Annotated in this window: 24 protein-coding genes; 14 read left to right on the top strand and 10 right to left on the bottom strand. The window is 64.9% G+C overall.

Going from position 1 to position 21642, the window contains the following annotated elements; translation table 11 throughout:
* Positions 1-10: 10 nt before the first annotated feature.
* Positions 11-1021 (bottom strand): hopanoid-associated sugar epimerase, encoded by a 1011-nt coding sequence (gene hpnA / locus G3N58_RS02760; protein WP_205998418.1) that lies wholly within the window; start codon positions 1019-1021, stop codon positions 11-13.
* 138 nt (positions 1022-1159) lie between these two features.
* Here hpnA and G3N58_RS02765 point away from each other — a divergent pair, with 138 nt between their 5' ends.
* On the top strand, positions 1160-1453 hold the full coding sequence (locus G3N58_RS02765) for an acylphosphatase (protein ID WP_167038872.1): 294 nt from the start codon (positions 1160-1162) through the stop codon (positions 1451-1453).
* Between the two features lie 62 nt (positions 1454-1515).
* Here G3N58_RS02765 and egtD read toward each other — a convergent pair whose 3' ends face one another.
* Complete coding sequence (egtD, locus tag G3N58_RS02770) at positions 1516-2520, bottom strand: L-histidine N(alpha)-methyltransferase (protein WP_167038870.1); 1005 nt, start codon at positions 2518-2520, stop codon at positions 1516-1518.
* Between the two features lie 586 nt (positions 2521-3106).
* Here egtD and rarD point away from each other — a divergent pair.
* Positions 3107-4009, top strand: a complete 903-nt coding sequence (gene rarD, locus G3N58_RS02775; protein WP_205998419.1) for an EamA family transporter RarD — start codon at positions 3107-3109, stop codon at positions 4007-4009.
* A 39-nt stretch (positions 4010-4048) separates the two neighbouring features.
* Here rarD and G3N58_RS02780 read toward each other — a convergent pair whose 3' ends face one another.
* Positions 4049-4588, bottom strand: a complete 540-nt coding sequence (locus G3N58_RS02780; protein WP_167038866.1) for an Mpo1-like protein — start codon at positions 4586-4588, stop codon at positions 4049-4051.
* Positions 4589-4689: 101 nt separating this feature from the next.
* On the opposite strand from G3N58_RS02780, the gene G3N58_RS02785 reads away from it, so the two are divergent.
* Positions 4690-5403: a Crp/Fnr family transcriptional regulator gene (locus tag G3N58_RS02785; protein ID WP_167038864.1), complete on the top strand. Its 714-nt coding sequence runs from the start codon at positions 4690-4692 to the stop codon at positions 5401-5403.
* A 128-nt stretch (positions 5404-5531) separates the two neighbouring features.
* Here the strand turns inward: G3N58_RS02785 and G3N58_RS02790 are convergent, their stop codons facing one another.
* The 6 genes from G3N58_RS02790 to G3N58_RS02815 all read right to left on the bottom strand — a co-directional run bounded on the left by G3N58_RS02790 (position 5532) and on the right by G3N58_RS02815 (position 10551).
* Entirely contained in the window at positions 5532-5918 is a 387-nt protein-coding gene (locus G3N58_RS02790) for a hypothetical protein (protein ID WP_167038862.1), read from the bottom strand.
* A gap of 481 nt (positions 5919-6399) precedes the next feature.
* Positions 6400-6660 (bottom strand): hypothetical protein, encoded by a 261-nt coding sequence (locus G3N58_RS02795; protein ID WP_167038860.1) that lies wholly within the window; start codon positions 6658-6660, stop codon positions 6400-6402.
* Positions 6653-7402 (bottom strand): DNA/RNA non-specific endonuclease, encoded by a 750-nt coding sequence (locus G3N58_RS02800; protein ID WP_167038858.1) that lies wholly within the window; start codon positions 7400-7402, stop codon positions 6653-6655. Before G3N58_RS02800 ends, G3N58_RS02795 begins: the two co-directional genes overlap by 8 nt.
* Before the next feature lie 442 nt (positions 7403-7844).
* Positions 7845-8207 (bottom strand): DUF3564 domain-containing protein, encoded by a 363-nt coding sequence (locus G3N58_RS02805; RefSeq protein WP_167038856.1) that lies wholly within the window; start codon positions 8205-8207, stop codon positions 7845-7847.
* Between the two features lie 219 nt (positions 8208-8426).
* On the bottom strand, positions 8427-10139 hold the full coding sequence (locus G3N58_RS02810; protein WP_205998420.1) for an acid phosphatase: 1713 nt from the start codon (positions 10137-10139) through the stop codon (positions 8427-8429).
* 106 nt (positions 10140-10245) lie between these two features.
* Positions 10246-10551, bottom strand: coding sequence for a hypothetical protein (locus G3N58_RS02815; RefSeq protein WP_167038851.1), 306 nt, complete (start codon positions 10549-10551; stop codon positions 10246-10248).
* A 222-nt stretch (positions 10552-10773) separates the two neighbouring features.
* On the opposite strand from G3N58_RS02815, the gene G3N58_RS02820 reads away from it, so the two are divergent.
* Positions 10774-11745 (top strand): IclR family transcriptional regulator, encoded by a 972-nt coding sequence (locus G3N58_RS02820; RefSeq protein WP_205998421.1) that lies wholly within the window; start codon positions 10774-10776, stop codon positions 11743-11745.
* A gap of 107 nt (positions 11746-11852) precedes the next feature.
* On the opposite strand, the gene G3N58_RS02825 is transcribed toward G3N58_RS02820, so the two are convergent.
* Positions 11853-12926 carry a porin gene (locus tag G3N58_RS02825; protein WP_167282486.1) on the bottom strand — a complete coding sequence of 358 codons (1074 nt, stop codon included), beginning with the start codon at positions 12924-12926 and terminating at the stop codon, positions 11853-11855.
* Between the two features lie 445 nt (positions 12927-13371).
* Between G3N58_RS02825 and G3N58_RS02830 the strand changes: the two genes are divergently transcribed.
* The 10 genes from G3N58_RS02830 to G3N58_RS02875 all read left to right on the top strand — a co-directional run bounded on the left by G3N58_RS02830 (position 13372) and on the right by G3N58_RS02875 (position 21618).
* Positions 13372-13686: a non-heme iron oxygenase ferredoxin subunit gene (locus G3N58_RS02830; protein WP_167038845.1), complete on the top strand. Its 315-nt coding sequence runs from the start codon at positions 13372-13374 to the stop codon at positions 13684-13686.
* 1 nt (position 13687) lies between these two features.
* Positions 13688-13999 carry a recombinase-like helix-turn-helix domain-containing protein gene (locus tag G3N58_RS02835; RefSeq protein ID WP_167038843.1) on the top strand — a complete coding sequence of 104 codons (312 nt, stop codon included), beginning with the start codon at positions 13688-13690 and terminating at the stop codon, positions 13997-13999.
* Between the two features lie 48 nt (positions 14000-14047).
* Entirely contained in the window at positions 14048-15139 is a 1092-nt protein-coding gene (locus tag G3N58_RS02840; RefSeq protein WP_167038842.1) for an aromatic ring-hydroxylating dioxygenase subunit alpha, read from the top strand.
* Positions 15132-15899 carry an SDR family oxidoreductase gene (locus G3N58_RS02845; RefSeq protein ID WP_167038840.1) on the top strand — a complete coding sequence of 256 codons (768 nt, stop codon included), beginning with the start codon at positions 15132-15134 and terminating at the stop codon, positions 15897-15899. Before G3N58_RS02840 ends, G3N58_RS02845 begins: the two co-directional genes overlap by 8 nt.
* A 26-nt stretch (positions 15900-15925) precedes the next feature.
* Positions 15926-16474, top strand: a complete 549-nt coding sequence (locus tag G3N58_RS02850) for a cupin domain-containing protein (RefSeq protein WP_167038837.1) — start codon at positions 15926-15928, stop codon at positions 16472-16474.
* Positions 16475-16557: 83 nt separating this feature from the next.
* Positions 16558-17436: an alpha/beta fold hydrolase gene (locus tag G3N58_RS02855; RefSeq protein ID WP_205998422.1), complete on the top strand. Its 879-nt coding sequence runs from the start codon at positions 16558-16560 to the stop codon at positions 17434-17436.
* Between the two features lie 23 nt (positions 17437-17459).
* Positions 17460-18335: an IclR family transcriptional regulator gene (locus tag G3N58_RS02860; protein ID WP_167038833.1), complete on the top strand. Its 876-nt coding sequence runs from the start codon at positions 17460-17462 to the stop codon at positions 18333-18335.
* Positions 18335-19144: an SDR family oxidoreductase gene (locus G3N58_RS02865; protein ID WP_205998423.1), complete on the top strand. Its 810-nt coding sequence runs from the start codon at positions 18335-18337 to the stop codon at positions 19142-19144. The genes G3N58_RS02860 and G3N58_RS02865 overlap by 1 nt, the downstream gene beginning before the upstream one ends.
* Positions 19137-20795 carry a thiamine pyrophosphate-binding protein gene (locus G3N58_RS02870; protein WP_167038829.1) on the top strand — a complete coding sequence of 553 codons (1659 nt, stop codon included), beginning with the start codon at positions 19137-19139 and terminating at the stop codon, positions 20793-20795. Before G3N58_RS02865 ends, G3N58_RS02870 begins: the two co-directional genes overlap by 8 nt.
* The gene (locus G3N58_RS02875; protein ID WP_205998424.1) at positions 20788-21618 is read left to right on the top strand and encodes an aspartate dehydrogenase; all 831 of its coding nucleotides are present in this window, start codon (positions 20788-20790) and stop codon (positions 21616-21618) included. The genes G3N58_RS02870 and G3N58_RS02875 overlap by 8 nt, the downstream gene beginning before the upstream one ends.
* The last annotated feature ends 24 nt before the right edge of the window (positions 21619-21642 follow it).

Raw genomic sequence — 21642 nt, forward strand, 5'->3', positions numbered from 1 at the left:
CAGCCCTTCATCAGCCCTTCAGATACCCCGCCTGCCGGAACCATTCGAGCGCATCGGCAAGACCCTCGCGATACGGCCGCGCGCGATAGCCGAGCTCGCGCTCCGCCTTCGCCGAGTTGAAATACATCTTGTTCTTCGACATTTTCAGCCCGTCGACGGTCACGAACGGTTCGCGCTTCGTGAATTTGGCGACCGCTTCCGCGCCCATCGCGAGCGGATACAGCGGCCAGCGCGGCAGGCTCAGCGTCGGCGCCTTGCGGCCGGTCAGCGCGGCGATGTCGGCGAGCATCTGCTGCAGCGGCAGGTTCTCGCCGCCGAGAATGTAGCGCTCGCCGATCTTGCCGCGTTCGAGCGCGAGGAAGTGGCCGGCCGCGACGTCGTCGACGTGCACGAGGTTCAGGCCCGTATCGACGAACGCAGGAATCTTGCCGAGCGCCGCTTCCAGGATGATGCGGCCGGTCGGCGTCGGCTTCACGTCGCGCGGGCCGATCGGCGTGGACGGATTGACGATCACGGCGGGCAGGCCGTCCTCGGCGATCATGCGCTCGACCGCGCGCTCGGCGAGCACCTTGCTGCGCTTGTACACGCCGATTGCCTGCGCGGCCGTGAGCGGCGAGGTTTCGTCGGCGGACTGGCCCGAACTCGTCACCTTCAGCGTTGCGACGCTGCTCGTGTAGACGATGCGCTCGACGCCTTCCTTGAGCGCCGCGCGCATCGTCGCTTCGGTGCCTTCGAGATTCGCGCGCTCGATCTCGCCCGGGTCCGGCGCCCACAGCCGGTAATCGGCGGCCACGTGCAGCAGATAGCGCACGCCGCGCAGCGCGTTGCGCATCGACGTTTCGTCGCGCATGTCGCCGACCACGATTTCCGCATCGAGCGATTCGACGTTCTGGCGCGGACTCGTCGCGCGCACCAGCACGCGCACGCGAAAGCCCTTGCTTTGCGCGGTACGCGCCACCGACGAGCCGACGAAGCCGGACGCACCGGTCACAAGCACGAGATCGCGATTCTGTTCGGTCATTCTGTTTCCGTTTCCTGCATGAAGGTCGACGGATTGTACGTGGCGCGTGAGCGGGATGGGCGTTCTCGGGCACGCGCGCCGCGAGGCGACTAGAATGCCGGCTTGAAAGACTGCGATGCATTAAAAGGAGAGAGCGGCATGGCCCCGGATCTGGATGAGCGGATCGAAACGTATTACGTGCGGGTGCGCGGCACCGTGCAGGGCGTCGGTTTTCGCCACGCGACGGTGCGCCAGGCGCACGCGTTTGGCATCAAGGGATGGGTCGCGAATCTCGACGACGGCTCCGTCGAAGCGATGTTGCAGGGACCGGCCAATCAGATCGACCGCATGCTGTCGTGGCTGCGTCACGGACCGCCGGCGGCGCGCGTGAGCGAAGTGAGCGGCGAGGAACGCACGACGGACAAACGCTACGAGCGCTTCGAGCAGCATTGAGCGCCACGTAAAAAAACGGCGCGCCATCCAGCGGCCGGCGCGCCGTTTTCGTCATCCTGCCTTTATGTATGCGTGAGTGAGGCAGGGCGTGCCACCAGCAGACTCTCCGCGAATCCCCACTCCTGCTCGACCCACTGATGACTGCACACGAAGCCGGCGCCGTCGGCGATCGCGGGCAGTTCTTCCGCGCGATATTTGTGGCTGCTCTCGGTCCAGATCGTTTCGCCAGCCTTCAGCGACACCGTCAATTGCGCGGCGCGCACGTGCGCGGTGAGATCGCGCTTCGCACGCAGATGCATCTCGATGCTGCGCGCGTCCGGGTTGAAGCGCGCGACGTGCTCGAACGCATCGAGCGGGAAGTCGCCGTCGAGCTCGCGATTGATGCGCGCGAGCAGATTCAGATTGAACGAGGCCGTTACGCCGACCGCATCGTCGTAGGCGGCGATCAGCTTCGGCGTCGGCTTGATGAGGTCGGTGCCGAGCAGCAAGGCGTCGCCGGGCGCGAGCATATTGCGGATATCGCGCAGAAAACGCGTGGCCGCGAGTCTGCCGAAATTACCGATCGTGCTGCCGAGAAACAGCACGAGTAAGCGCTCGCCGTCCTTGCGCTGCTTGCTCACTTCGGCAAGACCGGCCAGATAGTCGCGCTCGTAGCCGACGATCGAAATCCGCTCGATGTCGCCGAGTTCGCGCCGGCATAACTGCAACGCGCTGCGCGAAATTTCAATCGGGCAGTAAGAAGTAGGGCGTTTTTTACACAGCGCTTCGAGGATGCGCCGCGTTTTGCGGCCGCTGCCGCTGCCGAGTTCGGCGACGGTCACGTCGTGCGGCAAATGCTCGACGATCTCGGCCGCGTGCTTCGTGAGCAGCCGTTCCTCGGCGCGTGTCACGCCGTATTCGGGCAATACGGTAATCACTTCAAAAAGCGCGGAGCCCACTTCGTCGTACAGATACTTCGACGGCAGTTCTTTTTGCGGCGCGTGGGTGAGTCCGGCGCGCACGTCGGCGGCGAAGGCGGCGCGCAGGTCGGAGGGCGAGTGGCTGAGCGATAGGGCTGGCTGGGTCATGCTGGCTCCAGTAGTCACATTCGTTGAGCGGGATGGCTGGCCGGGGTGGCATGCGCGCTGAAACGCGGTTGACGCATGCCGCGGGCGAGAAGCGCGGGCGCGGTCCGCGCGGCGGTCTGCGGACGGTGCCCGCGACAGCATGCGGGGCTGCATGGGCCGGCCCGGCTCGTGAGTGCTGCTCGTGCGGTCGCGGACGACGTGCAAAGCTTCGTAGCAAGATTCGCGCTCGAGCCGGGATTGAACCGGAATCGTACGCGAGTTGAGCGGCGCTTGCCGCGCAACCGGGTGCGTCCGTGGCGGCGCATGAAGTTATGTTCTAGTGCATCGACACGCGATGCACACGGACAAATTGCAGCTCGTTGGCGAAAAAGCGCCGACCCCGCTGGCCGATAACCCGTCTAGAATGCCGGCTTGTGCCGTCGATCCAGAACAAAAACGCAGCGTCTGCCGCATGAAACGCGGGGCTGCCTGCTTGCGAGACTTCAGTTCCAATGACAACAACGAATGCCGCGCGTCCCCACACCGCGCCGCCAGCCCACACGCCCTCAGCCGTAGCGCTGGCGCGCGACGTCCGCCGGACCGCGCGATGAACCCCAACCACCAGGACGTCAGGCGCGGGATTGCGCTCTCGGTCGGCGCGTCCGCGTTGTTCGCCTTACTGTCTGCTTACGCGACGCTGCTTGCGCCGCTCACCGGGCTCGACATTTTCGCGTGGCGCATCATATGGACCGCGCCAGGCGCGTTGCTGCTCGTCGCGGTGCGCAAGCGTCTGCCGATTCTGCGCCAGCTTCTTTGCCGCATGATGACCGAGCCGAAGCTCGGCGCCGTGATGATCGTGAGCGCGGCCTTGCTCGGCGTGCAGCAGTGGCTATTTCTATGGGCGCCGCTGCATGGACGGATGCTTGAAGTCTCGCTCGGCTATTTTCTGCTGCCGCTCGTGATGGTGCTGGTCGGCCGTTTTTATTATCACGAACGGCTCGATGCATTGCAGTGGCTCGCCGTCGCGTGCGCGGCCGTGGGCGTCGGCCACGAACTATGGGCGACAGGCGCGTTTTCATGGCCGACGCTGATCGTCGCGCTCGGTTATCCGCCGTACTTCGTGCTGCGTCGCAGGATCGACCAGGATTCGCTCGCGATGTTTACCGTCGAGGTGGCGTTGCTGGTGCCGGTCGCTATCGCGTTCGTCATCAGCGGCGGCTCGCTGCAGGCGGTTGCCGGCCGCGCGGCGATGTGGGGGCTGCTGCTGCCGGGCCTCGGCGCGCTGAGCACGCTGGCGCTTGCCTCGTATCTGAAGGCGAGCCGTCTTTTGCCGCTTGCGCTGTTCGGCATTCTTGGCTACGTCGAGCCCGTGCTGCTCGTGTTCGTGTCGATTACGCTGCTGCGCGAAACGCTCACTTCGACGCAACTGGCGACGTATGTGCCGATCTGGTTTTCGGTCGCGTTGGCCGCGCTGCATAGCGTGAGACTGATCCGCTTCGCGCCGGACTGATCGGCGAGTCGCGCCCTATACGGCCGGTGCGATGAGCGCTCAGCGATGCGCTTCGGCGCGCCCGGCCGCGCCGCGCGTCGGACCGGCCTGCGCGTCGATCGCCGCGCGCAACTCGGGACGCCAGCCGAAGCCGAACAGCGCTTCGGCGAGCACGAAGAGCGGTCCGATCAGCAGGCCGATTACGTCGTCGACGAAGGCGGGTTTGCGGTGTTCGTACGCGACGTGGCCGACGAACTGGAACACCCAGCCGATCACGAACAGACCGATGCCGGCGGCGAGCCACACCAGTGTCGATTGCGCGGCGAGCCACGCGCCGAACGCGACGCACAGCGCCGACACGCAGGCCATCATCACGCCGAGCGGCACGTCGAGCGCGAGGTAGTAGACAGTGGCCGCGACGAACAACAGCCAGGCCGGCGACAACGTGACCGGGAACATGCCGGCGCCGAAAGCGGGGCGGCTCAGCAGCACGGCGAGCGCGAGCACGATCAGCGGAATGCCGACGAAGTGCGTGGCGATATTGCGCCGGTCGCGATGATAGGCCGCGTATTGCGTGAGCTGCTGCGTCAGCGTTCTCATGAGTGCCGCTCCTGTGTCAAAGTCAGCATAATCGCGGGCAGCGGAATTTGAAACCATCGGGTAGCCGACAATCGGCGACAATCGCGCACGGATGCTGTCCCATGACTGAGCGTTTTTCATCGAACGAGCTTGCCGAGCTGCTTGAGCGTAGCGCATGGTTTCGCGCGGCGCCTGCCGATATGCGGCGGCAGTTGATCGAGGCGGGGCGTATCGAATGTCTCGCCGCCGGTCAACGGCTCTTTACGCGCGGCGATGCCGACGACGGGCTCTACTGCGTGCTCGACGGCCTCGTGAGAATCGGCGCGGCGAGTTCGACGGGCAAGGAAGCGTTGCTCGCGGTGATCGAGCCGGTGAACTGGTTCGGCGAGATCGCGCTGTTCGACGCCCGGCCGCGCACGCACGACGCCTACGCCGAGCGCGACTCCGAACTGTTGCATGTGCCGCGCGCGGCGCTTGCCGCGTTGCTCGAACGCACGCCGGCTTACTGGCATGTGTTCGGACTGCTGCTCACGCATAAGCTGCGTCTCGCGTTCGAGGCGATCGAAGAGGCGGCGCTGCTGCCTGCCGCGCCGCGCGTGGCGCGCCGTCTGTTGCTGATGGCAGGCGGTTACGGCGAAGCCCACGCGTTGCGCCGCGTGCTCCGGGTCCCGCAGGAAGACCTCGCGATGATGCTCGCGTTGTCGCGTCAGACGATCAATCAGGTGCTCAAGCACTTCGAGACGCAAGGCGCGTTGAAGCTCGGCTATGCGGAGATCGAGATCGTCGATGCGGACAAGCTGCGCGCATTGGCGAACGAAGCGGGTGCGGCTTCGTAGCCGGCGCGGCTCACATGAAAAAAGGCGAGTCATGCGACTCGCCCTCCCTGAACGGCACAGCCCGGCTTCGATCAGCTTCTATTGCAACGACATTGGCGTGGCCGGTAAGCGCCGGAACCGATCACGTGTTATTGCGTTTTCGTCGTGCCGGTTTGTGCGCCGTCGGCTTTGGCCGCGGCATTGCTGGTCTCTTTCGCGCTCTCCGTTTTAGTCTTGGCGGCGCTCGTTTCCACGGCGTTCTTCTTGCTCGACTTGTGGGCCTTCTTCGTATGGGTGGCGGTCTTTTTCACATGCGACTTCGAGGTGGCCTGCGCGGGCGCTTTCGTCGCGGTTGCGCTTTCGCCGGTGGCGCCGGTTTGCACGGCGGTGCTCGCCTTCAGATTCGCCTGAGCGGCGGGCTGCGTTTGCGTGGCTTGCGCGGGTTGTGCCGATGGCGTCGTCGACGGTGCGGCCGTTTGAGCAAAGGCGGTCGACACGAGCAGGGCGGAAGCGAGAGCGGCGAAAAGCGTCTTCATGATGTGACTCCTTGGTTGAACCGGTGGATTCTTGTGTCGCGGCTGAATCATTTCAGCGCTGCCGGTTTAACGTAGGGCCGAATACCGTAGTTGACGCTGCCGTGGTGACAAAACGTAACGGGTGCATCGTCGCTGATACAAGTCGGAATGCCGGTTTTAGCGGGTGGTGCCAGGAAGAGCGAGAAGAGAGAAGCGCAACGGAAAAGAGCGCAAAAGAAAAGGCGGAAGAAAAGTTCTCCCGCCTTTTGACGATGCTTTGCATTCAGCGCGATATGTGCATCAGTTACATGGTTACCGATTTCGGAGCAAATTCGTAGTTAACTCCGTGCCATACGAAAGTGCGGAATCCAATCACGAGGCACGCCAGGAATACGATCAGTGCGATTACAAAAAGAATTCTGGTTGCGCGTCCCATGTCAATTCCTTCTTTAATTCCGTCCCGTTCGCAGCGTATTCTAAAGCGTGGTGAACACCGCCGGCATCATTGAAACGGATTTTGCACCACACCCGGTTTCGCATCCGGCTCGTCCTTCACTTTCGCCGGCAAGCTTGCCTCCGCCTGCAGATTTGCGACGATCGCATCGACCGCTTCCTTCAGCGCGAGCGCCGCCTTCAGCCCGCGCTGATCGCGCGTCAATTCCAGCGTGCCGTTCAGCACGACGCGCGTGGTGCCGTTGCTCAGCGTGAGCGCGTCGCCCTGAATGTTGAGCACGTCGTCATCGTTCGAATAGGGTTTAAACACCTTTCAGTCCTCCTGGCCGCTGGTCCTTGAGGTTCTCCGGAATGCCCGGAAAACGGATGCCCGATACCGCTTCGAGTTCGTGAATCGTCCGGATGTCGTAACGGTTGGTCGAGACATTATCGACCACGACCGCGAACGCCATGCGTCGCGACGGCACATAGACGACCTTGTATAACTGTGTCGGTACGAAGACGCGCGTGGGTCCGATCGTCCGCAACTGCTGACCGGAGAAGATCGGACCGGTGACGACGTAGGTGTCGCCGTAGGACAGCGCGATCTTGCGTACCGAGGTTTCGATGCGCGACCACAATCGTTGGTTGTTCTGACGGTCTTGCGGCACGACGTTGGCAAGCGAGAACGATTGCGCCATCGCCTGCTCGTTCCAGCGATTGCCGGCCGGGCTCATATGGCCGCGATCGAAACCGCTGCGCTTATAGTCGGCGAGCGTCGCGCCTTCGCCGTCGGGCAAACGCGCGTCTTCGAAGAACTTGTTCGTGCGGACCATCTCTTTGGCCGCTTCGATATGATCGCGCGTCAGATGCTCGGCGGACCACAGCGGACCGTGCGTGATACCCGAATGCAGCACCGCGAAATCGCTATAGCAGAGCAGGCGCGTTTTCGGCGCCATCTTCTGATTGGCGAGAACGGGCCATTGCGCATTCGGCGTGAACTGGGTGCAGGAAGGCGCCGCGCTCGCGTGAGCGGCGACGGCGAATAACAGACTGGCAAGCCACTTCTTCATGTGTCGGGGGATCGATGGATGGGGGCGCAAGTATAGCGTCGCGGCTCGCATCGAGCGACCTCGAAAGACCCATCGAGCCCACGGAAATGGAGCAGGCGGAAGCGGAAGAACATCGGGCTGCGAATGAACGGTACTTTGGCTTCGGTACCGGATTCGCGGCTGCATCGCGGCGCGCAGAACGCAGCGGAAAAACATGGGACAGAACGCAGCGCAAAAACACAACGGAAAACCGCAGTGCAAAAAAAATGGGCCGCTTTGCAGCGACCCGAATGCGTGGACTTCCGACTCTACGTACACAAGCTTAAGACCATCTTAAGTGCTGCAACGCCACGTGCAGCCGTGTGCGTTTGCGTACGCGCAGATTGATGCCTGCGAACAGGCGTTCGCGTATGAGCCGGAAGTTTCGACCGGAAAGCGCGCGACAGATAAATCGCGCTAGAACTTAATTACCGAATACGCTGTGTTCCGCGCGGACCTTTTGGCGGTCCACCGCTTGCAGGCGCCAGAACCCGCTGGTTGCTTGATGCGTGCGTAACGTGGTCCATGCGGCGGCGCCTTGTGCCGCGCTCACGCGTTCCTTGCGATCGACGTGCAGGCCGCGCAATGTACATAGCGGCGCATCGGCACTCGGCGCGCAGAGCGTGGTTACGCCGTCTTCGTCGTCGTGTAATTCGCCCCATGGGGGCAGGTCGATCCCTTGATGCGCTTCTCTCGACCACCGGTGTTCGTCGGTGTCGAGCCAGAGCACAGCATAGTCGTGGCTTACGGTGGGATCGGAACCGTTGATCAGGATGGTCAGTCGCATGTCAGTTCCGTGCAAAGTGCAGTTTGCGAAGTGCTTTATCAGTCTAGGTGGCGCCGCGCGTTATGCAAGGCAAAAGACATGACCTGAATCAAAGACGAAAGTAAAGTGCGCGCACGACGTGTGTGGCGTCGTGCGCGCACATCAACAGCGCAAGAAACGAGCAGAAATACACTCGATAAAACGTGCTCGATCGCGCCTCGAAAACGTTCCGACACTCGCTCAGGCGAGATCGAGCGAAGCCGTCAGATCGCCGAGCGGCGCGAGACCGTTGCTCGCAAACGCTTTGTCGCGCGCAACCACGCCGTCGAGCGGCGCGAGTCCGTGCACGCGGGTGATGAAGCGCAGGATCGAGTTCGTGTCGTACACGGTGTGATCGACGTAGCCTTTCTTCGCGAGCGGCGAGATCACCAGCCCGGGAACGCGCGAACCCGGACCCCAGCGGTCGCCGACCGGCGGCGCGACGTGGTCCCACCAGCCGCCGTTTTCGTCGACGGTGACGATCACGACCGTGTTCTGCCATTGCGGGCCGCGCTGGATGTGCTCGATCAGCGTCGCGATATGGCGGTCGCCCGATTCGACGTCCGCGTAACCCGCGTGCATGTTCAGGTCGCCTTGCGGCTTGTAGAACGTGACGGTGGGCAAGCGGCCCGCATCGATATCGGCGATCAGGCGATTGGTCGACGCATCGTTGCCGAGGCCGCCGTCGCGCAGATAGCGGCGCCGTGCCTCGGTGCCCGGCGCGTAATTGGCGAAGTAGTTGAACGGCTGATGGTGGTACTGGAAGTCGGGCACCGCACCCGTGTCGCGATGATCGAGCGCGTATTGCCACGCGCCGCTATACCACGCCCAGTCGACACCCCTGGCCGTCAGGCGATCGCCGATCGTCGCGTAGTGCTGCGGCGGCATCACGCGCGGGTCCGACGGGTCCGCGAAGGCCGTGTCGCCGCCTTCGGCCGGGCGCACGCTGCTCGGCTGATACGGCGGGGCCATCGTGTTGACGCCGTAGCCGTCGGGCGTGAACGCGCCGTCGTTGACGAATTTCGGCGGACCGTCGAGCGCCGAGGCGGGCGAGTTCGCCGCGAGTTTCAGGCGCGTGCCGGCCGGGTCGTCGCCGTCCAGGACCGACACCATTTTCTTCGCCGGGCTGTTGTGGATGTCGGGGTAGTACGGCGCCTGCGCCGAGATCAGGAAGATGTGGTTCAGCCACGAGCCGCCGAAAGCGGCCATGAAGAAGTTGTCGCACAGCGTGTATTGCTGCGCGAGATTCCACAGACGCAGCGTGTCGGCAGAGCTGCGGTAGTGCCCCATCACGAGGCCGCCCGAGTCGCCCCACGCGGCGAACTGGTTGTTGCGTCCCGCGTTGATCTGCATCTGGTTCTGATAGAAGCGATGGATCAGGTCGCGCGTGATGACGCCGTTCGGCAGCGGCTTGCCGTGCGCGTCGACAATCTGGAACGGCCGGTTGTGCAGAGGCTCGAGGTCCTTTTCGCCGATCATGTAGCGCTTGCCGCCCACTTCCTGCGCCTGCGGCACGAGCCCGCCCCAGATCGCCGGCAGGCGCGGCAGCGGCGTCTTGCCGTCGCGGTCGAGCTGCACGTAGCGTTCGGCGCCGACCGCATCGAGCGGATGCTGCACGCCCGGGTAATGGCCGTACAGGTTCGCGAAGCTGCGATTCTCGGCGTAGATCACCACGATGTTCTTCACCTGATCGTGCAGCGCGGCATCGAGCCGCAGATCGGCGGCGCTGCGCGGCGGCCCGTTGCCGGCAAGACCCTCGCCGGTCTTGCAGCCGGCCAGCGCGAGGCCGATGCCGACCGCCGCGAGACCGGTGAGGACGCGCCGGCGTTCGGGATCGTCGGGGGTGTCGGCGGCGTTGTCGATGCCGTTGGCGTTGTCGAGATGCGGCGGCTGGTGTGGATCGTGGTCGGTCATCGGTGAGTTCCGGTTGGACGTGACGCTTGCATCCGCGACACACGAGGCGGGGCGCGCGACACCGGTTGCGAGTGCGCGGAGGCCGGCTGGCCTCGCGGTTTACCGCTTATGGCAGCCGACGCTTCACACGCCAGCTGCTGTGCGTCGCGTCGACGGCAAATAGTAGCCAGTGGCGCGCGGCCACGGGATGACGTTTTTGTGTCGCATAGCCGTCGACGGTCAATTCGAGTTCGTCATGCGCGCGCCGGTGGCAGGTGGCATGCGCGCCCGAGCCGTCCGCGAATTCGACGATCGCCTCGGCGCGGCTGGCCGCCTCAGTCGCGGCCGCGGGTTCAGGCAGATGCGCGATGCGCACCGCGCAGCCCGGATAAAGATGCGAGTCGGCAACCTGAATCTGCACGGCATCGGACATGGCATGCTCTCCCTACGCATGGGCGGTGCGAGAGCGCGGCAGTGCAGCATGCCGCGCAATGGACCGGCACAAAGAATAGCACCGCATCGGTGCGCCACGATGCACCCGACGCGTGCGCGTCGCGCGCCGCGCACGCCGAACCGGCCGCATGGCCGGGCGCCGCATGCTTCGCGCTATGATGACGATCTATACACAGTGAATCGCAGAGAAATGGCAGCCAAGATGGCAAAAGAAGACCAGACAGGCGTGGGACGCAAATCGCTGAAGTCGCGCGCGGCGGCGGTTTCGACTGCACACAGCGAAGCGGCGCAGCCGCTCACGGAGAGCGTCGACGCAACCGGCGCCGCCGACGACGAAAACACCGGCGGCTCGACCTATCTGGTGCCGGGCCTCGAACGCGGCCTGCGCATCCTGGCCGAATTCAGCGCGCGCGAGCCGGTGCTTGGCGCGCCCGAGTTGTCGAAGCGGATCGGCATTCCGCGCACCACCACGTTTCGCCTGCTGCAGACGCTCGAAGCGCTTGGCTTTCTCGAACGCGCCAACGGCGACCGCTATTTCCGCCTGAGCGTCGCGGTGCTGCGGCTCGGCTTCGAGTACCTCAGTTCGCTCGAACTGACCGACATCGGCACGCCGATCCTCGAACGCCTGCGCGACACGACTGGCCTCAGCACGCATCTGCTGATCCGCGATCAGCGCGACGTCGTGTTCGTGGCGAAGGCGCAGACGCACGAGCCGATGTTCAGTTCGGTGAAGGTACACGTCGGCACGCGCCTGCCCGCGCATGCGACCGTGCATGGCCAGGTGCTGATGGGCGATCTGAGTTTCGAGGAATTGCGCCAGCTTTATCCGGAACCGCAGCTTCAGCGCTTCACCGAGCGCACGCCCGCGACGGTCGAAGAACTGTACGGGCGGGTGCGCGAGAGCGCGGCGCTCGGCTATGCGGTGAGCGAGGCGTCGTTCGAGCGGGGCATTTCCGTGGTGAGCGCGCCGGTGCGCGATCAGAGCGGCAAGATTGCCGCCGCGCTGACGATCACGATTCCGCGCTCCGACATCGGTGAAGTCGCCGAGCGCGAACCGCTCGTCATTGCCGTGTGCCAGGCGGCGCTCGATCTGTCCGAGCGTCTCAGCTACCGTCCGCGCCCGGACGATCCGACCGCGATGCAGGCGCGGCGCCGGCGCGTCGCGGCTCATTGACCGCACGCCGACCGTACGCGCTTATTTCAGCGCTTGCTTCAGATCCTCCGGCGAGTCCCGCTGCCCTGCGCAGCCGGACTCGCCGTTTCACATCGTCGGGCAGGTAATCAGAACGAGTGGTGGATGCCGCTCAGGACGATCGCCTGATTGCGGCCGCTCGACACGCCCGCGGTGAAGAACGCCGCATCGGTATTCGAACCCGCGCGCTGATACAGCGCGTTGACGTAGACCTGCGTCGACTTCGACAGCGCATAGATGTCGCCGATCATGAACTGCGTCCAGCGATGGCCGGCGAGCGTCGTGGTCGCGGCGCCGCCGGCGATCGTGTTGTACGGCGTGATCATCCAGTTCGCGCCGCCGTCGTAGCTCTGGTAGGTGTCCGAATGGCCGGCGCTTTCGAGCTTCACGCGCGTGTACAGGCCGTGCACGAGTACCTTGCCGAACTGGTACGACAGACCCGCGCCCATGTTCTGCAGCTTGTCGGCCATATAGGTCGCGGCCGGCTGACCCTGGAAGCTCGTGATGCCGGTCGTGACGATCGACGGCGTGCGGTTGTTTTCGTCGGAGTAGCTCGCGCCTGCCTTGAAGCCGCCGTTCGCATACGTTGCCGCGAAGCCGTATTCGCGGCCGGTCGCGAAGTTGGTCTGGTTGCCGAGGCCCATCATCGCGCCGACCGTGAAGCCGCCGAACGTCGCCGAGCGGAATTTCACCGAGTTGTCGTAAGGCACGATGGCGGTGTTGGCGAGCGCGTCGATGTTGCCCGGGTGGAACGCATACCAGCTCGCGCCCAGATAGGCGGTGCTGAACGTGCCGAGCACGTCGAAGCTGAACGGCGTCTGATGGCCGAAGGTCAGCGTGCCGATCGAGTCCGACGAGAGGCCCACGAAAGCCTGGCGATTGAACAGCGTGCCCGCTTTCGCCATCGCGCCGGTGTTCGTATAGAAGCCGTTTTCGAGCTGGAACACCGCCTTCAGGCCGTTACCGAGGTCTTCGACACCCTTCAGGCCCCAACGATCGGGCTGCGTGTTGCCCTGTTCCATCATCCACTTCGAGCTGCCGCCCACGTTGCTGATGTAGGCGACGCCGGCGTCGAGGCTGCCGTATAGCGTCACGCTGCTCTGCGCCCATGCGCAAGGGGTCATGCAAGCTGCCGTCAAGCCGGCCGCAATGATTTGCTTCACCGTTGGTTCTCCTGGTCCCTGATCCCGCGGCGCGGACTCTCGCCGGATGCGCCGTCGCTGACCTGTACTTGGGGTTGTCGATGCCGTTCTGATTTCTTTGCCAGAACCTCGTGGGTCTTACGTTCCATATATGGACAGACGTATCGCCTATGGAAAGTATAGTGAAGCCTCGAACGAGTAAATTAAATTTTGAGATCGGTATAAACCCGCACGCGGGGCGGCGCGTCCCTCTGCGGATTGCGCTCCGGCCATATCCATCAAAGGCCCGCGTGGTATGCGGTTGCGCGCGGCATGCGGCGCCTCGATGTATCGCCGATGCGACAGTCAGTGTTTTCCCCTAAGGAGCGATTTTTTTATTTTCTCCGCGCGGGACGACTCCTATAATTGACCATACACGAACTGATGTTCCTTATATGGAACGCAGAGGCTCAGGAGAAGGCGAGAAATGACTGAACAATGGCGCTGCGCCGGACATGCCGGCGAACTGTCCGAAGACTCCCCGCTCGAGTTCAAGCTCGACGACACGGAAATCGGCATCTACAAGGTGGGCGACGAAATCTACGCGATGGAAAACGTCTGCCCGCACGCGTACGCGTTGCTGACGCAAGGCTTTGTCGACGGCGACACCGTCGAATGTCCGCTGCACGAAGCCGTGTTCCATATCCCGACCGGCAAGTGTCTGAAAGAGCCGGGCGGCCGTGACCTGAAGATGTACGCCGTACGTCTCGCAGGTGAAGAAATCCAGATCAAGGTGGAATGACATGCGAGAGGTAGCCGTGAATTTCAATCCCTTCCTGAAGCCGTGGCTGGCGCCGCAACCGAACAACGTCGCGGGTAAAGGCCTGATCGAAAAGCCGGGCGAGAGCAGCAACATGATCTGGCAGAACCGCAAGGCCGAGCCGACCCAGTACGAAAACGACTTCGGCGATGCGCTCGAACGTGTTTTCGAAGCCGGTGCGACGGAATTGCAGGAAGTCGCCGATGGCCTGAACCGCGACGGTTTCCGCACCGCCGAAGGCACTCAGTGGAACGCCGAGCGCCTCGCCGCCGAATTCCGCCTGCTCGCCGACTAGGCGCGCTCTCCCGAACACGTTTCATCGCATCCGTACTGGAGTCTCTTCATGACGTCCCCCACTACAACCGAAGGCACGGCTGATCCGATCAAGTCGTACCTCGACCAAGGTCTCCGCAATTACTGGTATCCGGTCGCCCCGAGCTGGCAGGTCGGCAACGCGCCGATCGGCGTGACCCGTCTCGGCGACCAGATCGTGCTGTGGCGCGATCAGGAAGGCAAAGTCCACGCGCTCGAAGACCGCTGCCCGCACCGTGGCGCGCGTCTGTCGCTCGGCTGGAACCTCGGCGGCAGCGTCGCATGCTGGTATCACGGCATCCAGGTGGACGGCAGCGGCACGGTCGTCAACGTGCCGGCGGTCGCGAGCTGCCCGCTCGAAGGCCAGAAGTGCGTGAAGTCGTATCCGGTCGAAGAACACGCCGGCGCGATCTTCCTGTGGTTCGGCGACGAAGCGCACAAGGAACCCGTGCCGCTCGTGCTGCCGGAAGAACTGGTCGGCGAGGAATACGCCAGCTTCCTGTGCATGTCGAACTGGAAGTGCAATTACCAGTACGCGATCGACAACGTGATGGACCCGATGCACGGCGCCTATCTGCACGCGACCTCGCACTCGATGGCCGAAGGCGACAAGCAGGCCGACATGCGCGTGCGCAAGACCGAAACCGGTCTGATGTTCGAAAAGATCGGCCAGCGCGACGTCAACTTCGACTGGGTCGAACTCGGCGAAACCGGCGCCCTGTGGATGCGCCTCGCGATTCCCTACAAGAAGAAGTTCGGCCCGGGCGGCAGCTTCGGCATCATCGGCTTCGCGGTGCCGGTCGAGGGCGACAATTGCCAGGTTTACTTCTGGCGTACCCGCAAGGTGCAGGGCTGGCAGCGCGACGCATGGCGCTTCCTGTATCGCAACCGCCTCGAAGGTCTGCACTGGGACGTGCTCGAACAGGACCGCTACGTTCTCGAAAGCCTCGCGCCGAACGCGCGCGATCACGAGTTCCTGTATCAGCACGACGTCGGCATGACGCGCGTGCGCCGCATGCTGCGCCAACGCGCGCAACAGCACGTCACCGACCTCGACGCCTATCGCGCGGCAGCGGCCGCTGCCGCGCCGGCCACCACCGAAGCCGGTCACAGCCATGCATAACGACGCACTCGCAGCGCTCAAGGGCCGGCGCGTTCTCGTCACGGGCGGCGCGCGCGGTCTCGGCGCGGCGTTCGTCCGCGCGCTCGTGGAAGCCGGTGCCCAGGTCGTGTTCGGCGACGTGCTGCACGACGCGGGCCGCGCGCTCGCGGCATCGCTGAAGGAACAGGGCCACGCGGCGACCTACCTGCCGCTCGACCTTGCCGATCCGGCCAGCGTCAAGCAGTTCGCCGAGCAGGGCGCGGCGCAGTTCGGCGGCCTCGACGCGCTGATCAACAACGCGGCAATCACCAATTCCGGCGGCAAGTTCGCGGACGAGCTGACGGTCGATACGTGGGACGCCGTGATGAACGTCAACGTGCGCGGCACCTGGCTCATGAGCACCGCCGCGCTGCCGTATCTGCGCGACTCGGGCCGTGGCGCCGTCGTCAACATCGCCTCGGACACGGCGATGTGGGGCGCGCCGAAGCTGCTCGCGTACGTCGCGAGCAAGGGCGCCGTGATCTCGATGACGCGCTCGCTTGCGCGCGAATTCGGCGCGCACGGCGTGACCGTCAACGCGATCGCGCCGGGCCTGACCGAAGTCGAGGCGACCGCCTACGTGCCGGCGGAGCGCCATCAGTATTACCTGCAAGGCCGCGCGCTCACGCGCGCACAAGTGCCCGACGACGTAACCGGGCCGGTGTTGTTCCTGTTGTCCGATGCCGCCCGCTTTGTGACCGGCCAATTGCTGCCGGTCAACGGCGGCTTCGTGATGAATTGATCTTGTCGAATCGAAAGGAGAAACAGATGGCGGACGTTGACAACGAACGCAAGTCCTGGGACCAACCCGCGGACGCGAACTTCCAGCAGTGGCTGGACGGCCGCGTCGCGCGCTTCGAAACGCGTCGCTACGACTGGGACGCGCTGAAATTCCAGGCCGACTACGACCCGAAGTATCGCCGTGCGCAGATGCGCTACGTCGGCACGGGCGGCACCGGCGTCGCGAAGGACATGAACACCGTGCCGGCAGGCGGCTTCACGTTCTCGACGATGGTGATCCCGGCCGGCAACATCGGTCCGAGCCATATTCATATGGATGTCGAAGAAATTTTCTTCGTGCTGCGCGGCAAGATGAAGGTGGTCTGCGAGCGTGACGGCGAAACGTGGGAAGCCGTGCTCGGCGAGCGCGACCTGATCTCGGTGCCGCCCGGCGTGTACCGCTCGGAGATCAACGTGGGCGAGGAAGACGCGCTGATGTGCGTGATGCTCGGTTCGCCGAAGCCGATCACGCCGACGTATCCGCCGGATTCGCCACTCGCGAAGATCAAGCGCGATCTGGCTGCAAACAAGGCGTAACCGCAGCACCACTGAGGCGCAATTGAAGTACCGCGCCATCGTCGAGCCGTTCACGTCGTTTCACTTCACCCGCGAAGGCAATCATGTCCGTAGTCCCGTCCGCCAATGCCGATCAGCATGCCGCGCTCGAAGCGCGTCTCGCGCGCTATCCGGCGCAGCACAGCAGCCTGGCCGCGCAACGCGTCGTGAGCTATCGCGAAGCCGGCCAGGCCGGCAACGATGCGCTGCCGCTCGTGCTGCTGCATGGCATCGGTTCGGGCGCGGCATCGTGGGTGCAGCAGTTCGACGCGCTCGGCGCGACACGCCGCGTGCTGGCCTGGGATGCGCCGGGGTATGGCGCATCCACGCCGGTCGCGGCGGCTTCGCCGCTCGCTCAGGACTACGCGGCCGTATTGAAGGAATGGCTCGACACGCTCGGCATCGAACGCTGCGTGCTGGTCGGACATTCGCTCGGCGCGATCATCGCCGGCGCATTCGCGCTTGCGCATCCGCAGCGTCTTGCCGGTCTGCTGCTGCTGTCGCCCGCGGGCGGCTATGGCGCGGCGTCCGCTGACGTGCGCGACGCGAAATGCGCTCAGCGTCTCGCGATGCTCAACGAACTCGGCCCGCAAGGGCTCGCCGAAAAACGCAGCGCCAACATGCTGTCCGCTCACGCGAACGACGCGGCGCGCGCATGGGTGCGCTGGAACATGGCGCGCGTGATCCCGCACGGTTACGCGCAGGCCACGCATCTGCTCGCCAACGCCGATCTCGCCGGCGACCTCGCGCGCTACGAAGGCCGCGTCAACGTCGCGGTCGGCGCCGAAGACACGATTACCGCGCCCGAAGCCTGCGAAAAGATCGCGCTCGCCGCGCGCACCCGCCTGCAGATCGTGCCGCGCGCGGGACATGCGGGCTATATCGAAGAACCCGCCGCGTACACCGCGATCATCGATACGTTCAGCCGCGCAAGCGGCATCTAACCGAGCCAACGCGGAGCCATGCAATGACGCCCGACACGCCTGATGCGCCCGACGCCGAGCGCAACGAAACCAGCAGCGATTCCGGCTACCGGGTGCCGGGTCTCGAACGAGGCCTGAACATCCTGATGGAGTTCTCGCCGCGCGAGCCGGTGCTCGGCGCGCCGGAACTGTCGCGCCGCCTGAACATTCCGCGCACGACGGTGTTCCGTCTGCTGCAGACGCTCGAATCGCTCGGTTTTCTCGAACGCGCCGACAAGGACCGCAACTATCGCCTCGGCATCGCGGTGCTGCGGCTCGGCTTCGAATACCTGAGCTCGCTGGAGCTGACCGACCTCGGCCTGCCGATCATCGAGCGGCTGCGCGACGACACCGGCCTCACGAGCCATATCGTGATTCGCGACGGACGCGACGTGGTGTTCGTCGCCAAGGCGCAAAGCCATGCGCCGATTTTCAGCTCGGTGAAGGTCAACGTCGGCACGCGCCTGCCCGCCTATGCGACGACGCACGGCCAGGTGCTGATGGGCGACCTGACGCTCGACGACCTGAAGAAGCTCTATCCCGAGCCGGAACTGGAGCGCTTCACCGCGCAGACGCCGGCCACGGTCAACGAACTCTACGAACGGATTCGCGACGACGCGCGGCGCGGCTTCGCGATCAGCGAGTCGTCGTTCGAGCGCGGCATTTCGGTGGTCAGCGCGCCGGTGCGCAACGACACGAACCGCATCGTCGCGGTCATCACGACGACGATCCCGCGCCGCGAGATCGACGTGTCGCTGCTCGACGGCGGGCTCGTCGACAAGGTGCGCCGCGCGGCCGAAGAACTGTCGCAGCGGCTCAATTACCGGCCGAAGCTCGGACCGAACGCAGGCAACAAATACATGAAGGCACTGGGGCTCTGATGATCCAAATCGATTTGACCGGACAGGTAGCGGTGGTGACGGGCGGTTCGTCCGGCATCGGTCTCGCGACCGCCGAACTGTTTCTGCAAGCGGGCGCGTCGGTCGCGATCTGCGGCCGCGACAGCGAGCGTCTCGCGAAAGCGCAAGCCGCGCTCGTCGCGAAGTTTCCCGGCGCGCAACTGCTCGCGCAGCGCTGCAACGTGCTCGATGCCGACGAAGTGAGCGCATTCGCGCAGGCCGTGCAGCAGCGCTTCGGCCGCACCGACATGCTCGTGAACAACGCGGGCCAGGGGCGCGTCTCGACCTTCGCCGACACGAGCGACGACGCATGGCGCGAAGAGCTCGACCTGAAGTACTTCGGCGTGATCCGCCCGACGCGCGCGTTTCTGCCGATGCTCGACGACACCGCCGGCGCCGGCCGCAACGCGGCCATCGTCAACGTGAATTCGCTGCTCGCGCTGCAGCCCGAGCCGCACATGGTGGCGACCTCGTCGGCGCGCGCGGGTCTGCTGAGTCTCACGAAGTCGCTCGCGGTCGAACTCGCGCCGCAGCGCATCCGCGTCAACTCGATCCTGATCGGCATCGTCGAGTCGGGGCAGTGGCGCCGCCGCTACGAGACCCAGGCACAGTCGGGCCAGAGCTGGGAAGACTGGACCGGCGAGCTGGCGCGCAAGAAAAACATTCCACTGGGCCGTTTCGGTCGTCCCGAAGAGGCCGCTCAAGCGCTTTTTTATCTGGCTACCACGCTGTCGTCGTACACGACGGGCAGTCACATCGATGTTTCTGGAGGCGTTGCACGACATGTCTAATAAAACCACCGTTGGCGAACTGATCGCCGCCTTTCTCGAGCAATGCGGCGTCCAAACCGCATTCGGCGTGATCTCGATCCACAACATGCCGATCCTCGACGCAATCAACACGCGCGGCAAGATCCGCTATGTCGGCGCGCGCGGCGAAGCCGGCGCGGTGAACATGGCCGACGGCCTTGCGCGCGTCTCGGGCGGCCTCGGCGTCGCGTTCACGAGCACGGGCACCGCGGCGGGCAACGCAGCGGGCGCGATGGTCGAAGCGCTGACGGCGGGCACCGCACTGCTGCACGTGACCGGCCAGATCGAAACCGAATACCTCGACCAGGACCTCGCGTATATCCACGAAGCGCCGGACCAGCTCTCGATGCTGCAATCGATCTCGAAGGCCGCGTTCCGCGTGCGTTCGGTCGAAACCGCGCTGCCGACGATCCGCGAAGCCGTGCGCGTTGCGCAAACGGCGCCGAGCGGCCCGGTCAGCGTCGAGATTCCGATCGACATCCAGGCGGCCGAAATCGAGTGGCCGAACGATCTCGCCGCGCCCCACGTGACGACGCTCACGCATTGCAAGGACCGCGTCGCGCAACTCGCCGAACAACTGACGAAGGCGAAGCGCCCGCTGCTGTGGCTCGGCGGCGGCACGCGCCACGCGCGCGCGGCGGTCGAGCGTCTGGTCGCACTCGGCTTCGGCGTCGTGACGAGCGTGCAGGGCCGTGGCGTGCTGCCGGAAGATCATCCGGCCACGCTCGGTGCGTTCAACGTGCACTCGGCGGTCGAGAGCTTCTACAAGACCTGTGACGCGCTCGTCGTGGTCGGCTCGCGTCTGCGCGGCAATGAAACGCTGAAGTACAAGCTCGCGCTGCCGCAGCCGCTGTATCGCATCGACGCCGACGCGCTGGCCGACAACCGCGGTTATCGCAACGAGATGTTCATTCACGGCGACGCCTCCGCGGTGCTCGAGGAACTCGCGACGCTGCTCGAAGGCAGGCTGAAGGTCGATCCGCAGTTCGCGCAGGACCTCGCTGCCGCGCGCGAAAGCGCGGTTGCCGACGTCGCCAAGGGTCTGGGTCCGTACAAGCGTCTCGTCGACGCGCTGCAGGACGCCGTGGGCCGCGACTACAACTGGGTGCGCGACGTCACGATCTCGAACAGCACGTGGGGCAACCGCCTCTTGAAGATCTTCTCGCCGCGCGCGGGCGTGCATGCGCTCGGCGGCGGCATCGGCCAGGGCATGCAGATGGGCATCGGCGCGGCGCTCGCGGGCAATGCGGCGAAGACCGTCGCGCTGTGCGGCGACGGCGGCTTGATGGTCAACGTCGGCGAACTCGCGACGGCCGTGCAGGAAAACGCCAACGTGATGATCGTGCTGATGAACGACCAGTGCTACGGCGTGATCCGCAACATCCAGGACGCGCAATACGGCGGCCGCCGCTGCTACGTGCAACTGCATCAGCCGGATTTCGCACAGTTCTGCGCAAGCCTGAAGCTGCCGCACTACCGCATCAAGTCGCTCGACGACGCCGCCGCGATCATCCGCGAAGGCATGGCGCAGACCGGCCCGGTGCTGGTCGAGGTGGACATGCTGTCGGTCGGCACCTTCGCGACCCAGTTCGCGGGCCCGCCGGTCAAGGAAAAGGAGCCGCAACATGCATGAGGTCGGCTACGCGGGGCACCACGCGCCCCTTGATGTCGCGATGATCGGTTTTGGCGCGATTGGCCAGGCGGTGTACCGCTCGGTCGCCGGCGATCCGGCCGTGCGCGTCTCGCATGTGATCGTTCCCGAGAAGCAGCTGACGTCGGTGCGCGACATGGTGGGCGCGGGCGTCGACGTGGTGTCGTCGGTGGCGGCGCTCAGCACGAAGCCGCAGTTCGCGCTCGAATGCGCGGGCCACAGCGCGCTCGTCGATCACATCGTGCCGCTGCTGAAGTCGGGCACCGATTGCGCGGTTGCGTCGATCGGTGCGCTCTCCGACGTCGCGCTGCTCGACGCGCTCGCCGCCGCGGCCGATGCGGGCGACGCGACGGTCACGCTGCTGTCGGGCGCGATCGGCGGTATCGATGCGATCGCCTCGGCGCGTTTCGGCGGTCTCGACGAAGTGCTGTACACGGGCCGCAAGCCGCCGATCGGCTGGCTCGGCACGCCGGCCGAAGAGGTCTGCGACCTGCGTACGCTTAGCGAAGAGAAGGTGATTTTCGAAGGCACCGCGCGTGATGCGGCGCGGCTCTATCCGAAGAACGCCAACGTTGCCGCGACGATCGCGCTCGCCGGGCTCGGCCTCGACAACACGACGGTCAAGCTGATCGCCGATCCGAACGTGACGCGCAATGTGCACCGCATTCTCGCGCGCGGCGCGTTCGGCGAGATGTCGCTCGAAATGAGCGGCAAGCCGCTGCCGGACAACCCGAAGACGTCCGCGTTGACCGCTTACAGCGCGATCCGCGCGCTGCGCAATCGCGCCGCGCGTTGCGTGATCTAAGACCCACCAGGCCCCCGGCCTGCA

The organism is Paraburkholderia sp. Ac-20342 (assembly GCF_017104985.1).
Lineage (GTDB): Bacteria > Pseudomonadota > Gammaproteobacteria > Burkholderiales > Burkholderiaceae > Paraburkholderia.

What these genes read in the sequence shown, in the direction of transcription:
- G3N58_RS02780 (WP_167038866.1), bottom strand. Translation starts at nt 4,588, where the DNA reads ATGAGAACGCTGACGCAGCAGCTCACGCAATACGCGGCCTATCATCGC.
- G3N58_RS02815 (WP_167038851.1), bottom strand. Translation starts at nt 10,551, where the DNA reads ATGTCCGATGCCGTGCAGATTCAGGTTGCCGACTCGCATCTTTATCCG.
- G3N58_RS02860 (WP_167038833.1), top strand. Translation starts at nt 17,460, where the DNA reads ATGACGCCCGACACGCCTGATGCGCCCGACGCCGAGCGCAACGAAACC.
- G3N58_RS02855 (WP_205998422.1), top strand. Translation starts at nt 16,558, where the DNA reads ATGTCCGTAGTCCCGTCCGCCAATGCCGATCAGCATGCCGCGCTCGAA.
- G3N58_RS02785 (WP_167038864.1), top strand. Translation starts at nt 4,690, where the DNA reads ATGACTGAGCGTTTTTCATCGAACGAGCTTGCCGAGCTGCTTGAGCGT.
- G3N58_RS02870 (WP_167038829.1), top strand. Translation starts at nt 19,137, where the DNA reads ATGTCTAATAAAACCACCGTTGGCGAACTGATCGCCGCCTTTCTCGAG.
- G3N58_RS02875 (WP_205998424.1), top strand. Translation starts at nt 20,788, where the DNA reads ATGCATGAGGTCGGCTACGCGGGGCACCACGCGCCCCTTGATGTCGCG.
- G3N58_RS02810 (WP_205998420.1), bottom strand. Translation starts at nt 10,139, where the DNA reads ATGACCGACCACGATCCACACCAGCCGCCGCATCTCGACAACGCCAAC.
- rarD (WP_205998419.1), top strand. Translation starts at nt 3,107, where the DNA reads ATGAACCCCAACCACCAGGACGTCAGGCGCGGGATTGCGCTCTCGGTC.
- G3N58_RS02830 (WP_167038845.1), top strand. Translation starts at nt 13,372, where the DNA reads ATGACTGAACAATGGCGCTGCGCCGGACATGCCGGCGAACTGTCCGAA.
- G3N58_RS02805 (WP_167038856.1), bottom strand. Translation starts at nt 8,207, where the DNA reads ATGCGACTGACCATCCTGATCAACGGTTCCGATCCCACCGTAAGCCAC.
- G3N58_RS02800 (WP_167038858.1), bottom strand. Translation starts at nt 7,402, where the DNA reads ATGAAGAAGTGGCTTGCCAGTCTGTTATTCGCCGTCGCCGCTCACGCG.
- G3N58_RS02840 (WP_167038842.1), top strand. Translation starts at nt 14,048, where the DNA reads ATGACGTCCCCCACTACAACCGAAGGCACGGCTGATCCGATCAAGTCG.
- G3N58_RS02835 (WP_167038843.1), top strand. Translation starts at nt 13,688, where the DNA reads ATGCGAGAGGTAGCCGTGAATTTCAATCCCTTCCTGAAGCCGTGGCTG.
- G3N58_RS02850 (WP_167038837.1), top strand. Translation starts at nt 15,926, where the DNA reads ATGGCGGACGTTGACAACGAACGCAAGTCCTGGGACCAACCCGCGGAC.
- G3N58_RS02845 (WP_167038840.1), top strand. Translation starts at nt 15,132, where the DNA reads ATGCATAACGACGCACTCGCAGCGCTCAAGGGCCGGCGCGTTCTCGTC.
- G3N58_RS02765 (WP_167038872.1), top strand. Translation starts at nt 1,160, where the DNA reads ATGGCCCCGGATCTGGATGAGCGGATCGAAACGTATTACGTGCGGGTG.
- G3N58_RS02865 (WP_205998423.1), top strand. Translation starts at nt 18,335, where the DNA reads ATGATCCAAATCGATTTGACCGGACAGGTAGCGGTGGTGACGGGCGGT.
- G3N58_RS02820 (WP_205998421.1), top strand. Translation starts at nt 10,774, where the DNA reads ATGGCAAAAGAAGACCAGACAGGCGTGGGACGCAAATCGCTGAAGTCG.
- G3N58_RS02790 (WP_167038862.1), bottom strand. Translation starts at nt 5,918, where the DNA reads ATGAAGACGCTTTTCGCCGCTCTCGCTTCCGCCCTGCTCGTGTCGACC.
- hpnA (WP_205998418.1), bottom strand. Translation starts at nt 1,021, where the DNA reads ATGACCGAACAGAATCGCGATCTCGTGCTTGTGACCGGTGCGTCCGGC.
- egtD (WP_167038870.1), bottom strand. Translation starts at nt 2,520, where the DNA reads ATGACCCAGCCAGCCCTATCGCTCAGCCACTCGCCCTCCGACCTGCGC.